At 63.5% G+C, this 14,993-nt stretch carries 11 protein-coding genes; all 11 read right to left on the minus strand.

Features of this window, described 5'->3' with window-relative positions; all coding sequences use genetic code 11:
* Positions 1–10: 10 nt before the first annotated feature.
* A complete protein-coding gene (locus tag AC3RCJ_RS21795) occupies positions 11–409 on the minus strand; it encodes a hypothetical protein (RefSeq protein ID WP_492958988.1) in 399 nt (132 codons plus the stop codon).
* A 104-nt stretch (positions 410–513) separates the two neighbouring features.
* Positions 514–2,667 (minus strand): protein kinase domain-containing protein, encoded by a 2,154-nt coding sequence (locus AC3RCJ_RS21800; protein ID WP_492958990.1) that lies wholly within the window; start codon positions 2,665–2,667, stop codon positions 514–516.
* A gap of 313 nt (positions 2,668–2,980) precedes the next feature.
* Complete coding sequence (locus tag AC3RCJ_RS21805; protein WP_492958992.1) at positions 2,981–3,352, minus strand: hypothetical protein; 372 nt, start codon at positions 3,350–3,352, stop codon at positions 2,981–2,983.
* 495 nt (positions 3,353–3,847) lie between these two features.
* Positions 3,848–4,897 carry a cupin-like domain-containing protein gene (locus tag AC3RCJ_RS21810; RefSeq protein WP_492958994.1) on the minus strand — a complete coding sequence of 350 codons (1,050 nt, stop codon included), beginning with the start codon at positions 4,895–4,897 and terminating at the stop codon, positions 3,848–3,850.
* Positions 4,898–4,975: 78 nt separating this feature from the next.
* Entirely contained in the window at positions 4,976–6,916 is a 1,941-nt protein-coding gene (locus AC3RCJ_RS21815) for a glycosyl hydrolase family 18 protein (protein ID WP_492958996.1), read from the minus strand.
* A 399-nt stretch (positions 6,917–7,315) separates the two neighbouring features.
* Positions 7,316–8,659 carry a 23S rRNA (uracil(1939)-C(5))-methyltransferase RlmD gene (gene rlmD / locus AC3RCJ_RS21820; RefSeq protein WP_492958998.1) on the minus strand — a complete coding sequence of 448 codons (1,344 nt, stop codon included), beginning with the start codon at positions 8,657–8,659 and terminating at the stop codon, positions 7,316–7,318.
* Between the two features lie 146 nt (positions 8,660–8,805).
* Positions 8,806–9,837, minus strand: a complete 1,032-nt coding sequence (gene rpoS, locus AC3RCJ_RS21825; RefSeq protein WP_492959000.1) for an RNA polymerase sigma factor RpoS — start codon at positions 9,835–9,837, stop codon at positions 8,806–8,808.
* A gap of 8 nt (positions 9,838–9,845) precedes the next feature.
* A complete protein-coding gene (locus AC3RCJ_RS21830) occupies positions 9,846–10,763 on the minus strand; it encodes a peptidoglycan DD-metalloendopeptidase family protein (protein ID WP_492959182.1) in 918 nt (305 codons plus the stop codon).
* Positions 10,764–10,805: 42 nt separating this feature from the next.
* The gene (locus AC3RCJ_RS21835; RefSeq protein WP_492959002.1) at positions 10,806–11,696 is read right to left on the minus strand and encodes a protein-L-isoaspartate(D-aspartate) O-methyltransferase; all 891 of its coding nucleotides are present in this window, start codon (positions 11,694–11,696) and stop codon (positions 10,806–10,808) included.
* Positions 11,697–11,705: 9 nt separating this feature from the next.
* On the minus strand, positions 11,706–12,443 hold the full coding sequence (surE, locus tag AC3RCJ_RS21840) for a 5'/3'-nucleotidase SurE (RefSeq protein ID WP_492959004.1): 738 nt from the start codon (positions 12,441–12,443) through the stop codon (positions 11,706–11,708).
* A gap of 83 nt (positions 12,444–12,526) precedes the next feature.
* On the minus strand, positions 12,527–14,968 hold the full coding sequence (locus AC3RCJ_RS21845; RefSeq protein ID WP_492959006.1) for a tetratricopeptide repeat protein: 2,442 nt from the start codon (positions 14,966–14,968) through the stop codon (positions 12,527–12,529).
* Between the last annotated feature and the right edge of the window lie 25 nt (positions 14,969–14,993).

Consider the following 14,993-nt stretch of genomic DNA (forward strand, 5'->3'; position numbering starts at 1 on the left):
CGCGCGGCGCCTAGCCACCATCCCCGACTTGAAATTCGGGATCGGGCAATGTGTAGGTCTGCTTGTCCTTGGCCGTCAGCACGGCGCCGAAACTCCAGATGCCGTTTGCATGCACGGTTTCCGTATATCGTTCGCCAGCGTGCCACACAAAGCATGCCTTGGAGCCATCGCCGAGAGGCGATGCCGTGGGGGCGCTCACCACTGTAAAATCGACCTGCACCGACGCCATCGAGGCCGCATCGGCATCCGGCCCCAGAATGCGGATATTGATCTTGTCGCCCTGAGAAAAATGCAGTGTCTTCATCTTCTTTCCTGACGGAACATACCTCGCCTCGACCTTGGCACTGCCACCCAACAGCCCTTGAAAAATCAGATCGTACTTATGCCGTGCATCGGTGAGTGTCATCATATTCTCCAGAAGATACGAAAGTTTGCGGCGCAACAAAGGAAACCCAGGCATGCGCCGATAAGCCCGGCGCGGGCGTATTCAGAAATGGAAGAGCACCCTGGCAGTCATCGCCCGACATAGCGAGGATCACGGCGCAGGTCCACAAGGTCAGGCTCGCTGTCGATCGCTTTCTCTGGCAAGCCATACTTCCTGGCGAGCAGAAGCTCCTCGATGGCACGGCTGCGATTGCCCGTCAGCTCGAGCACCAGGCCGGCGCGAAAATGGACGTCCATGCTCCTGGGTGCCAGCTGCAAGGCGTGTTGCGTGAATGCCCGGGCACCGGCGCCGTCACCGGCGCGCGCGGCGTACAGTCCCATCCGTGACACAAGTACGACGTCGTCGGGCGCGCGTGCAAGGCGCAGGGCCAACAGCTGGCGCGCCTTTGCATAGGCCCGCGCGGCTTCGTTTGCGCGGCCGGGCAGCCACAGCAGCGCATCGGCCAGGTTGGCCCAGGCCAGGTAATTGCCGGGATTGCCCCTGCCGGGCGACACGGCATCCTCGAACGCCGCGGCGGCTCCTGGATAGTCGCCACGGGCGAACAGCGCGGTCCCCAGGTTTCCATACAACCAGGCATTGGGCCGCACCTGCAAGCCTTGCTGCAGAACCGCCAGAGCCTCGTCGCTGCGGCCCTGGCGGTGCAAGGTAGCGCTCAGGTTAGCGTAGGCAAAAACAGCGTCTGGCTGCAGGCGCAAGCTGCGCCGGAACGCCCGTTCGGCGGCGCCGAAGTCGCCCTGTTCAAAATACGTCTGGCCCATCAGGTCCGCGAACGAGCGCTCCTGCGGATACCGGGTCAATCCGCGCTCTGCGCCTGACCTGGCCTCATCATAGCGGCGCAGGCGGATCAAGGCCTTCACCTTGCCCAGCATGGCAAACAGATTATTCGGATCAAGCGCGAGAGCTTGCTCCAGCGCAAGCAGCGCAGGCTCGCTCCTGGCGTCACGTTCGAGTGCAATGCCATACGCCGCATGTGCAAGCGCAAGCCGGGCATCGAGCTTGAGCGCTTGCTGCGCGCCCGCCAGCGCTTTTCCCAGCCATACCTCATCCTGTCCATCGCTCTGGTGGCGGCGGCTGTACATGATGGACATGCCTGCGACGGCAGCCGCACTGTCGGGATCACGCGCCAGCACTCGCTCGAAATGTTCGCTCGCCTCGGCCAGCTTGCCGGGGCGGTCATACAGGCGAAGAGCATCCAGGCCCTGCGCAATTTCCCCAGCGGCGGAATAGCTGCCCAGCGAGAACGGCACGCGATACTCATGACTGCGCCAATACACGGCGCCGCCGGCGAGCAGCGCGGCGGCCAGCAGCGTGGCGACGAGGGCAAACAGCCAACGGCCAGGCACTCTGCGGCGCGGCGCACGCAATGCGCTGCCATCCGGCTCCGACGCCAGCGCCAGCGCCAGCGCGGCCAGCACGGCCGACATGTCCTGCAATCGCTTGCTCCTGTCACGTGCCGTCATTGCCAGTATCAGCCGTCGCAGCGACGGCCTCAGATCGTCGGGATAATCCCAGTGCTGCGACGTGCTTTGCATGACAGTGGCCGCCAGCACCAGGCCATGCTGGCCGGCGAAAGGGCGCGCGCCTGTCAGCAATTCGTACAACATGACGCCCAGAGCGTACACGTCGCTGGCCACGCTACTGCCTGAACCGGTCAGCATCTCGGGGGCCATGTAGGCGATCGTCCCCTGCGGATCGGTTTGCACCAGCGACGTTGTGGCGCCGTCGCTGCGAGAAGCCAGGCCGAAGTCCAGTATCCTGATCATTCCTGCCTCGTCCTGCATGACGTTGGACGGCTTGAGGTCACCATGCACCAAGTGCATCTGATGCGCCTCGCACATTGCCTTCGCGATCTGCGTCACGATTTCCAACGCGATGCCGGCAGCGGGGCGTCCGGATGCGAGCAGTTGCTTGAGCGTCCGGCCCCGCACTAGTTCCATCACTATCGATTGACTATCCTCGTCCTCTTCGATCGCGTATATTTTCACGAATGCGGCATGCTGAACCGACGCCGCCATCCGCGCTTCGTTGGCCAGGCTGGCCGCCCCAGGCAAGGAAGCGCTATGTTTGAGCCGCTTCAAAGCGACTTTTCGACCCAATTTACTATCCCAGGCTTCGAAAACCTGGCCGTAGCCCCCCTCTCCCAAGGCTGCGCAGATGTGGTAATGCTTGAAGGACTGCTCGATGGGCAAAGGCGCTGGCGTCAGGGGGGAGTCTGCAGGCATGGAATCAGATGCTTTATTAGCTAATATGCAAACTTAATCGTAAGCAATTCTAGCACCTGCATCGCCGTTGCAATGGCATTTTTCTCCAGTTCGATCCGCGTGGGCGGTGCACCAGCCCGTTTCAGTTATTTTTTCATTTTTAACAACAAAAATCGTCCGGAGGCGATGGGATCGAGCACGCCTGCCGCAGCCATGCATCATGCCGTCCGGTGGCCAGGGACGAGCACGACGCATGAGTACGGAGCCGGCATCGGCAGGCCGGGCTGCGCGGAATGCCAGCACGGCTGCCTGGCCTCCACGTCTGCGGCGCTGTTTAGCAACTGCCCCAGATTATGCCGCTCCAGAGAGCACTACCATTAAATGAGACGGTAGCCTTCAAGCCCTTGAAAAATGGCGGCGACCACTTGCTGCCGCAAGTGGCCATGCACACCGACACGGTGGCGTCAGCGGGTATCGGCAATCCCACGCTGAAGCAGATATCGCCGATGAGAGGGAACTTCACGCAGATCCTGCCGTTGTCATATTTCGCCGACACGCAGGCGCTGATTTGCAGAGCCGTGGTGGTGGAATCGACTTGAAAGACGTTAGCGGCCTGTAACAGGTTGTCAGACGGCATCAGGGCCGCAGGGTTTTTCGTCAGGTCTTCCACCAGATGTTCGCTGCAAGGACATTTTTGATCAGTCATGATAATTTTCCAGGTTGGTTTTTGGATGCAAAACGCGCGTCAGATTTTCTCCATCAGCCTGACCGGACACCGGCGCCTTACGCCAGGTGATCGGCCAGCAAAGTCGCCGCTACGCCAAGACGACTTACCGCCATGTTTCGCAAGATGTGTGCCAGAAAGAAATGCCCAAAAACGCCAGGAAAATGTGCTGCCAGGTGTAAAAATGCGGCGCGATTTTACACGGCACTGCATTTGCTTACATGGCAATTGACACGCTGCGCGACAGGCCGTGTCCACGCCAACGACGCTGCAGGCCGGCGCGCCGGCGACCGTGCAGTGAACTCTTCCCGCTACCGCATGGGCAATGAAACCCATGGGCGATCCATCAAGGCGGCGCCCAGGGCATTCATCAATCATGGACGGAGAAGCAACTGCCCACGCGTAGCGCTGCATGGCATGAAAAAAGCCGCCTGTCCGGCGGCTGTTCCCTGCATGCGCGCAGCATGGGTGCGACGATCAAAAGTCGTGGTTCGGCGGATATTTGCTGTAGAAATCGTTATCCCATTTGAAATTGGTGAAGGCCACCGTCATCGATACGTCGAGCGCCTCGACGAAATGCCAGCAGCCGACCGGCAGGAACAGGATTTCGCCGGGCGCCAGCACGCATTCGCGCACCTGCACGCCGGCCATCAACGGATAGCGCTGCAGGTCGATGGCGCGCCCGTCGACGGGCGTGAAACAGTGGCGCTGGTTGTACACGCGCGCCACTTCGCAGGCGGCCATGATGCGCAGGCGCTTGCGCCCTTGGACTTGCGCCATGAAGTTGTTCGTCAGGTCGTGGTGGAACGGCGTCACCGTGCCGGCCGGGCCGAACCATAAAAACCCCGTCGGGCCGCCACGCTGTTCCAGATACTCGGGCAGCTGGCCGATATCGTCCCACAGCTCGCGCAGCGCCTGCCGGTTGTGCGAATCGTTGTTCGCCGTCATATAGAAATCGTTGGTCGCGCCGCTGCCCTCGACCAGGCTGGCGTACTCGCCGAAGGCCATCTTGCGCTTGTGCGCCACGCTGTTCATTTCATACTGCGCGTCCGCTTCGCGGCCGAACTGCACTTCCACTTCGCGCTGCGCGAAATGGTCGCGGAAGTAGGCCGGGCTCCATTTTCGGATCGCCGGCCAGTCGTCCAGCATGCCGGTGATGATGACGGGCTGGTTGGTGGAATAGTATTCGTCGAGGAATTCCTGCGCGGAAAGCCTCTCGCGGCGCGGAATCTCGGGGGAACGCAGCTGGTTCAGCTTGCGCTGGATGTCGATCACCCAGTCGCGCTTGGCCAGGCGATTCGACAGGCGCACGGCGCCGGCCAGATACGGACTGTGCAGCGCAAGTTCGATTTCGCGGCGCGCCAGGGCTTCCGCGATGCCGGCCTGTTGCAGCACCGGCATCAGCGCCGACGGGTGGCTGCCCAGCATGAGGTTTTCCGCTATCCAGCTGCGCCACTCGCGGCTCAGCTCCTGTTCCTGCTGCAGCTCCCGCTGCTTGTTGACTCCGAATGTCGATACCGCCGCCATCGCCCGTCTCCTGTGTTTTTTTATGACTAAACGGCCGGACAGCATGGCTATCCGGCCGCGTCTTACGCTACATCAACATTACCGCACCTTCCACACCTCGGTCGCCAGCACGCCGTTCGCGTCGCCATCGAGTTCCCACGAGAACACGCCGCGCAAGCCCTGGTCCTTCACGTACTTGACCTTGGTGCCGATGACGGTCGGATCGTCATAGCTCCACCACTGGCCGCCCGCCCCCGTGTACAGGTACAGCTGCTTGGTCACCGGATGGTAGTAGCGCGTGCCGGCCTTGCCAACGAGCACCTTATAGTCTTCGATGCCCGACTCATAGGTGCCTGGTGCCGTGCCCGTGGCTGCCTGGTACAGGCCATCGCCGTTCGGTCCCGGCGCCACGCCCGTCCAGCCACGGCCATAGAACGGTATGCCCAGCAGCAGCTTGTCGCGCGGCACGCCGGCGGCAATCATGTACTGCACCGCCTTGTCGCCCACGTATTCGCGCGCCATGCCCGTCGACGGATCGGCAGGGTCGGCAAACAGCTGGGCGTTGAAGTTGGTGCTCGTTTCCCAGCCGCCGTGGAAGTCGTACGTCATCAGGTTGATCCAGTCCATGTACTGCGAGTACAGGGCCGGTTCCGTGTTGTCGATCTTGTCCTTGCCGGCGCCGACAGCGGCCGTCAGCAGGTAGCGCTTGCCGTTGGCGGCGCCGAGCGCATCGAGCTGGCTGCGGAATTCCGCCATCAGCAAGGTGAAATTGCGCTTGTCGTTGGGGCTGACCGTGTTGTACGGCTGGCCGCCGCCGACCGGGTATTCCCAGTCGATGTCGATACCGTCAAAGATGTTGGCCGCCGCCCCCGCGCCGCCGCGCCCGCCCTGTACCGGCAGGTTGCCCTTGATGTAGATATCGATGCAGGAACGCACCATCTGCTTGCGCAGCGCGTCGGTGGCCGAGCCGACGGAGAAGTTCTTCGACCAGCTCCAGCCGCCCAGGGAAATGAACAATTTCAGGTTCGGGTGCGCCGCCTTCAGTTTTTTCAGCTGCAGGAAGTTGCCCGACAACGGTGCGTCCCACGGAATGGCCTGGCCATCGACGGTGCGCTTCGGCGTGCGGATGTAGTCGGCCTCGGCATCGCCGCCCGTGCCCGCGTCCGGCGAATTCGGATTCGTCGCGCCCGGCTCGGCCTTGGTGATCATGCCGCATTCATAGCCGCCGTTTTTCGGATAGATGTTGCCGAAGGCGTAGTTGATGAAGGTCAGCTTGTCGGCCACGCCGCTCGTGTGCACGTTCGCCACTTCATAGTCGCGGCCGTACACGCCCCATTGGGCGAAATAGGAACCGACTTCGCGGCCCGTGGGCGTGGGCGTGGGCGTTGGTGTCGGCGTTGGTGTCGGCGTTGGTGTCGGCGTTGGCGTTGGCGTCGGCGTTGGCGTCGGCGTTGGCGTTGGTGTCGGTGTCGGTGTCGGTGTCGGCGTGATGCTGCACAGCTCCTGGCTGGTCCATGGCTTGCCCGTGCCGGCGGCGCCGCTGTTGGTCGAGGGGTTGTCGCCCTGCGTCCAGTAATTGGCGCGGTAATTGGTGCCGGCAAAGCTGACGATGGCGCCCGCGCTGTAGGCGGTGCCCGAAGCCCAGGCCAGCGCACAGGTGCTGCCCGTTGGCGTCGGTGTTGGTGTCGGGGTGGGTGTCGGGGTGGGATTCGGTGTCGGTGTCGGTGTCGGGGTAGGCGTAGGAGTCGGGGTAGGGGTCGGCGTTGGCGTGGTGCCGCCGTCGCAGCTGCCGCCGGCGCTCCACAGGCTCGGCGTGGCGACGGGATTCCAACCCGAGCCCACGTGATCGGTCTGCGTCACCAGGGCCGTGTAGTTGGCACCCAGGTAAGTGACCACCGTGCCCGCGTTGTACGTGCCGCCCTCTTGCCACGGGATGCAAGCGACCGTGCTGACCGCCAGCAGTTGCGAACCGGCCGGCGCACCGGCTTCGCCACCGCCACCGCACGCGGCCAGCACACCGCCGCTGGCCAGGCATGCCATGATGTTCCTGATCGTTTTTCTGAGTATTAAATTTTCCACGTTGTCTCCTGTTCAGGTTTGCGGAAATACCACTCTGCTTCGATGAATAGCTACCCTGTGATCTTGTTTTTGCAGTTGCAAGAACAGCATGCTGCTGAAAAAAAAGGCGGTCAAGTGGTTTTAAAGTGGCATCAAACAACGTAATACCACTTCGATCAGAATGCGCTGGAGCATATGCGGACGGCGTGTTGTCCTACTGGAGGGTGGAAAAACTGCAGGGGGAGAAGGCGGAAAAGCACTGAATCGAAAAAAAACAGACCAGTTTTATAATACGATGTAAGTGGTATTGCGCTGGCGCGCTGCCTGGCCGCGCAAGGCAATGGCGGGTGCCTGTCTGGCCACCCGCCCTGGTGCAACAACTTATTGAGGCAAATCAAAGACCGCCATGGATTCGACGTGGGAAGTGTGCGGGAACATGTTCACCACGCCTGCCTTGCTCAGTACGTAGCCCGCTTCCAGCGCCAGGATGCCAGCGTCGCGCGCCAGGGTCGACGGGCTGCAGGACACGTAGACGATGCGCTTGGGCAGCAGGTCCGGGCGCACTTGCGACAGGCCGACCAGCGCCTGGCACAGGGCCATGGCGCCATCGCGCGGCGGGTCGATCAGCATGCGGTCGAACTTGTCCAGCGCGATCAGGTCGTCCGTCGTCACTTCGAACAGGTTGCGCGTCGAAAACGAGGTTTTCTCCGCCAGGCCGTTGGCCAGCGCATTTTCCAGCGCCCGCTCCGTCAGGGTGGTGCTGCCTTCGATGCCCACCACGGCGCTGCCCTGGGTGGCCAGCGGCAAGGTGAAATTACCGAGGCCGCAGAACAGGTCGGCCACGCGGTCTTGCGGCTGCACTTCCAGCAGGCGCAGGGCCTTCGACACGAGCACGCGGTTGATGTGGTGGTTCACTTGCGTAAAATCAACTGGCTTGAACGGCATCTTGACGCCGAATTCCGGCAGCATATAATGCAGTTGCTTGTCCAGCGGATAGAACGGCACGGCCGTTTCCGGGCCTTTGACTTGCAGCCACCATTGCACGCCGTACTCGTCGGCAAAGGCCTTCAGCTTCGTTTCATCGTCCGCCGTCAACGGCGCCATGATGCGCAAGACCATGGCGGTGACGTCTTCGCCGACGGCCAGTTCGATCTGCGGCATCTGGTCGAAGATGGACAGCGAAGCAATCAATCCACGCAGCGGCAGCAGCATGGCGGAGATGTGCGGCGGCAGGATTTCGCAGCTATCCATGTCGGCGACAAACGCCGATTTCTTTTCATGGAAGCCCACCAGCACGGCGTCTTTCTTCTTGACGTGGCGCACCGACAGGCGCGCGCGGTAGCGGTAGCCCCAGGTCGGGCCATACATGGGGCGCATGATGCTTTGCGGACGCACCTTGCCGATGTGCCACAGATTGTCTTCCAGCACGCGCTGCTTGATCGCCACCTGGGCCGACGGCTCCAGGTGCTGCATCGAGCAGCCGCCGCAATTGTCGAAATGCTTGCACTTGGGCGTCACGCGCATCGACGATTCGCGGTGCAGCGCCGTCATGCGGGCCATTTCCCAGTTTTTCTTTTTCTTGAACGTCACAAAGCTGACGCGCTCGCCCGGCAAGGCGCCTTCGACAAACACGACCTTGCCCGGCGAGCCGTCTTCGTTCTCGATATGGCCAACGCCACGGGCGTCCATGTCGAGCGATTTGATTTCGATGATATTTTCTTGCATAGCGATCAATAGGTAAGAGTGGGCCAGGACGCAGGGCCGCGCTGAAACTTGAAAGAATGGGGGAAAGTCAGGCGCCGCGAGCGGGGCGTATGATAGCAGATGCGCACTGGCTTCAGCCCGCGGCGCAGCCGAACCGATTCAGCGGGCTACAAAAGGGAGTCGCGCACGACGCCGCGCGCCGCCATGGCCCGTTTGAGCTTGATCAAGGCTTCCTGCTGGATCTGGCGCACGCGCTCGCGCGTCACGCCCATTTCCTCGGCCAGGGTTTCCAGCGTGGCGGGATCGTCGTTGTCGAGGCCGAAACGGCGCATGATGACCACGCGCTGCTTGTCGGGCAGCTTGGTCAGCCAGTCGCGCACCAGCACCGTCATTTCATGGTGTTCGGCGCGCGCGTCGGGACTGTCTTCGGCGGCGCCGGGCAGCATGTCCATCAGCGATGATTGCGGGTCGTTGTCGAGCGGCGCATCGAGCGAGGTGGCGTGCTCGGACAGGGCCAGGATGTCCTGTACCTCTTCCACGGGACGACCCACCAGGTGGGCGATGTCTTCCGCGGTGGCATCCTTGCCGTCGTGGTGCTGGGCTTCCAGGTGATACTTGCCGCGCAGAATTTGATTCAGTTCGCGCACCATGTGCACGGGCAATCGCACGGTGCGGGCCTGGTTCATGATGGCGCGCTCGATGCTCTGGCGTATCCACCAGGTCGCGTAGGTGGAGAAACGGAAACCGCGTTCGGGCTCGAACTTGTCGATGGCCCGCATCAGGCCGATGTTGCCCTCTTCTATCATGTCGAGCAGGACGACGCCACGGTTGATGTAATGCTTGGCGATCGACACGACCAGGCGCAGGTTGTGCTCGATCATGGTTTGACGCGCTTCGAAGTTGCCCTGCTTGGCCAGGGTGGCGTAATGCACCTCTTGCGCCGCCGTCAGCAGGGGCCGCGTGCCGATCTGGTTCAGATAGTGCTGCGTGGTATCGGTCGACAGCTCGGCCGCCAGCACTTTCTTCAACTCATCGACACTTTCCACCAGCACCGCCGCGCTGGCCACTTCGGCGCCCTCGCCCGCCTCGACGGCGTCAATGCCGTCGAGTTCGCCGACATCGTCAGTGACTACCTCGTCCGCCGCGTCTTCCGGCGGTTCCGGTTCATCGTCCAGCTGATCGTGCGGCGCGTGTGTCATTGCTTTACCTAACGGTTAGGCAGGAATTTCGAAGGATCGACAGGCTTGCCTTGCTGGCGGATTTCAAAGTGCAGCTTCACCCGGTCGGCATCGGAGTCGCCCATTTCGGCGATGGCCTGGCCCTTGTTGACGCTCTGCCCTTCCTTCACCAGTATGCTGCGGTTATGCGCGTAGGCGGACAACAGGCTATTACTGTGCTTCACGATAACAAGATTACCATAACCGCGGATTCCGCTCCCGGCATACATGACTTTTCCGGCGCCGGCAGCCACAACTTGCTGGCCCGCCTTGCCGGCGATATCGACGCCCTTGTTCTTGCCCTCGTCAAAAGTACCGATGACCTTGCCTTCGGATGGCCACATCCAGCTGATTTTCTCGTCACCGGCGGCCTGCGCGGCAGGAGCGGCAGCAACGGATGCGGATGCGGCAGCGGCCGCCGGAGCAGGTGCCGGCGCGGGCTTGGCTTCGACAACGCCGCCGTCGGCGCGCAGCTCGGCCAGGGTGGCATCGGAATATGCGCGCTTCTCGCCGCGGGGACCGGTTTTCTTCGGCACGACGGGAGCGGCAGGACGCACTTCCGTCACGGGCGGCATGACGATGGCCGACGTTTGCGCGCCGCCCGACTCTCCGTTCGGCGGCAACACGCGCAGCACCTGGTCGACCTTGATGTCGTTCGGGTTGCTCAAGTCATTCCATGCCACCAGGTCGCGGTAATTCTGCCCGTGTTCCAGCGCGATGCGCAACAGCGTGTCGCCACGCTTGACCGTATAAAAGGCGGGATCGCGGTCGCGGGGATCGCTGGCCGCCGCACTGTTGCCCGACGGCTGGCGCTCCACGACGGGCGCCTGCACGCCGGTCGTGCCGCAGCCGCTGAGGAGGGCGGCCAAGGCCAGGCCGCATAGAAGTATGTTACTTTTCTTAATCATTCGCATGTATGTGTATGTCCTGCTTGCTATCTGATCCGGAGATCATATGGTGCCCGGGCGCAAAGGCACGAAATGGCAGTCTTCCAGGGTCTGGCTGGTCCATTCCATTTTCCCCACCCGGGTAATGAGTTGTAAATGCTGCAATTTGGCGCCTACTGGCGCAACCAGGCGCCCGCCCAGCGTCAGTTGCTCCAACAGCGCTTGCGGGACTTCCAGGCCGGCTGCGGCAAGGATGATCCCGTCAAAGGGCGCCGCCTGCGGCAGGCCAAGCATACCATCTCCGTACTGCAAGCGCAGATTTGCCACGCGCAGCGGCCGCAAATTGGCCTTCGCCAGCTCGTGCAGCGGCCGGATGCGTTCGATCGAATAGACCTCTTTCGCCACCAGCGACAGCACCGTCGCCTGGTAGCCGCAGCCGGTGCCGATTTCCAGCACGCGCTGCAGGCTGCCGCCATTGCGCATCACCTCGATCATGCGCGCGACGATATACGGCTGGGAAATGGTCTGGTGATGGCCGATGGGCAGCGAGGCGTCGATATACGCCTGCGACGCCAGCGCCTCGTCCATGAACATGTGGCGCGGCACGGCCTGCATGGCATCGAGCACCACCGCGTCCTTGACGCCCTGCTTCGCGATCCTGGCCACCATGGCGCGCCGCACGGCCTCCGATACCAGCGGGTTTTGCCGCGGCGGCGCGGCCGCCGCCGGCTGCGCCCGCTCATTGGCGATCGCCTGCGCGCGCGACGGCGCGATGGGCGGCATCGCGCCATGCTGCGGCACGCCGCCCCTGGCCGCGTTTTGCGCCGCATTCTGCGTGGCCGTCTGCGGCGTGGCGATCCTCGACTGCGCCAGCGACTGCCCCCCGCCCTGCCTGGCGGGCTTGCCGGCCAGCGAATCGAGGGTAAGGGGGAAGGTGCGCGGCTTATCGGTCATAGTCAGCGGTCATGCCAGGCCTTGGGCCAGGGCATCGAGTTGAGTGGTATGCGTCAGGTCGATCTGCAGCGGCGTGATCGAGACTTGTCCTTGCTGGATCGCGTAAAAATCCGTGCCGGGACCGCCTTCCTTGGCAGCGCCGGCCGGACCGATCCAGAAGATTTCACGTCCGCGCGGGTCCAGCGCGCGGATCACCGGCTCGGCCGAGTGGCGCTTGCCCAGCCGCGTGGCCACCACGCCTTGCAATTGCTCGTATGGAATGGCCGGGATGTTCACGTTCAACAGGTACGGTTTCTGCAAGGCGTCAAACTGGCGCTCGACGATTTCCCTCGCCACGCGGGCGGCCGCATCCAGGTTGGCCCAGCCAAACTCGGACTGCGAAAAGGCGATGGCCGGAATGCCGAACAGATAGCCTTCCGTGGCAGCGGCCACGGTGCCCGAATACAGCGTGTCATCGCCCATGTTGGGGCCGTTGTTAATGCCGGACACGACCAGGTCCGGCCGCTCGATCAGCATGCCCGTCAGCGCCACGTGCACGCAATCGGTGGGCGTGCCATTGACATAATAAAAACCGTTGGCAGCCTTGTGCACGGACAGGGGCCGGTCCAGCGACAGCGAATTGGACGCGCCCGAACGGTTGCTGTCGGGCGCCACCACCACGATCTCGGCGATGGACGCGAGCGCATCGGCCAGCGCCGCCAGGCCCGGCGCCAGGTAGCCGTCGTCGTTACTGATAAGAATTCTCATAACGAGATTTTACCTGAAGCAACGCCAACACTGCGCGCACCATACGGTGATCGGACGCATTTTTTATGCGTGCGCCAAGTCGCTCAGCGCTGCTCGATGCGCGCTTCGGACAACTCCCCTTCCAGCGCCTGCACCTCGTCTTCCTGCAAGGCCAGCAAGGCATTCAAGTCGCCTTGCAATTTGTACATTCTTTTGAGCTGGGCCATGCCGCGCTTGCGCAGCTTGCCCGGCACGCCAGGACGCAGCAGGCACGCTTTCAGGTGTTCGGCCAACTCGCCCGCCTGCTGATACTGTTCGCGCTCTATCATGCCTTGCAACATGGCGATCATGCTGGCCAGGGTTTCCGGCTCCGTGGCCTCGCCCAGCGTGGCGCGGCCGGCCAGGATGGTTTCCTGCAGCTGGCGCGCATCGTCGAGCACGCTATCCGCATGCGCGTGTCCCTTGCCGGGCGACGCGGGCGCATTCAGGAGCCGGTCACTTCCGCTGAGCACGGCATCTTCCAGCAGCCGCGCCGCCTCGCTATCGCCCTGCTGCTGCAAGGTGCCGGCCAGCTGCTTCTTGCTGTGCAAGGTATCGAGGTGGTCTTCGCCCAGCAGCCGCGCATGCACTTCCAGGACCTGCTCCTGCACGCTGCGGGCCGCCTCGAGTTCGCCGCGCCGCAGCAGCGCCTCGGCCAGCTTGCGCTGGCTCTGCAGGGTTTCCGGGTGATCCAGTCCCCGCGTGCGCTCGCGCGCGGCCACCTGGTCTTCGTGCAGCTGGCGTGCGCCCGCCCAGTCGCCCTGCCCCGCCACGATGTCGGCCAGCAGGTCGCGCGTGGCCAGGGTCGCCGCATGGTCGCTGCCCAGGCGCCGCTCCTGTGCCTGCAGCACGGCATCGAACAGGCGCCGGGCGTCCTCCAGCTCGCCCTCGCGCCCCAGTACCTGCGCCAGGGCCAGTTTGCTATGCAGGGTGTCGCCATGCTCGGCGCCGAACAGGCGCTCGCGCGCCGCCACCACCCGCGACAGCAGTTGCCTTGCCTGCGCCAGCCGCCCCATATGCAGCAGGGTGGCGGCCTGGCCATCCATCGCGCCCAGGGTCATCGGATGTTCCTGCCCCAGCAGGCGGGCATAGCAGGACTGCACCGTCTCCTGCAACTGCAGCGCAGCAACGAGTTCGCCCTGCTGCGCCAGGGTTTGCGCCAGGCACGCCCTGGCGGCCAGGGTGTCCGGATGCTCGGCGCCCTGCAGGCGGTCGCGCACGTCGACCACGTCTTCTTCCAGGAAACGCGCCTCGTCGAGCTTGCCAAGCTGGCGCAGCAGGCGCGCCATGCCGCTCTTGCCTTGCAGGCTGTCGGGATGCTCTTCGCCCAGCAGGCGCACGCGGATTTCCACGCTTTGCCGGAAGGCGTCGAGCGCTTGCGCGGCACGCCCTTCCTTCCGGTACAACTCGCCCAGCCGGGCCAGGTCGCGCGCCAGCGGCAGGGCCACGGCGCGGCCCGGTTCCAGCTGCAGCGCCTGGCGCGCCTCGCCTATCGCCGCCAGCAAGGCGATTTCGCGGCTCGATTGCCAGGGAAAATAGCCGCCCGTCAGCCAGTGCAGGAAGGCTTCGAAGGTGCGCGTCAGTGAAAAGCGGTCGCCGCCCTGGTCGATGCGCACGGCCAGCTGCTCGCCATAGGCGAAGGTCTTGGTCTGCTGCAGCTGCACTTCATCGAAATAACTGTCCAGGGCGATCTGCGGCAAGCCGTACGAGGCGCGCAGCAGCCGCTCGAACATGGGCTGGAAGCCGGCGATGCCCTTGTGCACATCGCCGCGCCGCCATTCGGCGCGCTGTGCGCCATCGCCCATCTCGATGCGCGAGGGCAGCGGATACACGAGCAGCGGTCGCTGCTCGTCTTCGTGGCTGCGGCGGTACTCGATGGCCCGCGTGACCAGGCCGTCGACGCCCTCCAGGCTTTGCCGGTTCGGCGTGAACACCACCACCAGTTTTTTCGGCAGCAAGGTGGTGCAGATGCCGGCGCTGTCCGTGCGCCCCGTGCGCGAATCGACCAGCACGTAACGGAAATGGCGCGCCAGGGTATCGGCAAAGCAGCGGAACAGGGCCGGGCAGGCATCGAACAATTGATCCCAGCGCATCTGCGCCAGGCGTTCGCTGTAGCTGGCGTCGAAGCGCCCCGCGCGCATCAGGTACAACGGGCTGCCCTGGTCGACGCGCACCACGTACTGCTGCCAGTCGATGGCATCGAGCACGCGCTGCGCCAGGGCCACGTCGTCGCGCCCGCCGTCGCGCTCGAGGCTGATGCGCTCGAGCTGCTGGCGGCATGCCTCGAAGAATTCCAGCACGCCCGGGCGTTCCTCGTGCTGCTCGAAATAATGGTGCAGGCCCGGCGCTTCCATGTCCCAGTCCAGCATCAGCACGGGCACGCTGGCGTTTTCGCGGCGCGCCAGCAGCACGGCGATATTCGACAGCGCCATGGTGCGGCCCGTGCCGCCCTTGTAGGAATAGAAGGTGACGACTTCGCCAGGGGCGCTCAAAGGCGGTAGGGACAAGCGTTGGCATTCCATGACAGGACCT

It is taken from the genome of Janthinobacterium sp. GW822-FHT07H11, assembly GCF_058798615.1.

Excerpts from the sequence above, each read along its gene's own strand:
- AC3RCJ_RS21795 (WP_492958988.1), bottom strand. The coding sequence starts at position 409 with ATGATGACACTCACCGATGCACGGCATAAGTACGATCTGATTTTTCAA.
- AC3RCJ_RS21800 (WP_492958990.1), bottom strand. The coding sequence starts at position 2,667 with ATGCCTGCAGACTCCCCCCTGACGCCAGCGCCTTTGCCCATCGAGCAG.
- AC3RCJ_RS21805 (WP_492958992.1), bottom strand. The coding sequence starts at position 3,352 with ATGACTGATCAAAAATGTCCTTGCAGCGAACATCTGGTGGAAGACCTG.
- AC3RCJ_RS21810 (WP_492958994.1), bottom strand. The coding sequence starts at position 4,897 with ATGGCGGCGGTATCGACATTCGGAGTCAACAAGCAGCGGGAGCTGCAG.
- AC3RCJ_RS21815 (WP_492958996.1), bottom strand. The coding sequence starts at position 6,916 with ATGGCATGCCTGGCCAGCGGCGGTGTGCTGGCCGCGTGCGGTGGCGGT.
- rlmD (WP_492958998.1), bottom strand. The coding sequence starts at position 8,659 with ATGCAAGAAAATATCATCGAAATCAAATCGCTCGACATGGACGCCCGT.
- rpoS (WP_492959000.1), bottom strand. The coding sequence starts at position 9,837 with ATGACACACGCGCCGCACGATCAGCTGGACGATGAACCGGAACCGCCG.
- AC3RCJ_RS21830 (WP_492959182.1), bottom strand. The coding sequence starts at position 10,763 with ATGATTAAGAAAAGTAACATACTTCTATGCGGCCTGGCCTTGGCCGCC.
- AC3RCJ_RS21835 (WP_492959002.1), bottom strand. The coding sequence starts at position 11,696 with ATGACCGATAAGCCGCGCACCTTCCCCCTTACCCTCGATTCGCTGGCC.
- surE (WP_492959004.1), bottom strand. The coding sequence starts at position 12,443 with ATGAGAATTCTTATCAGTAACGACGACGGCTACCTGGCGCCGGGCCTG.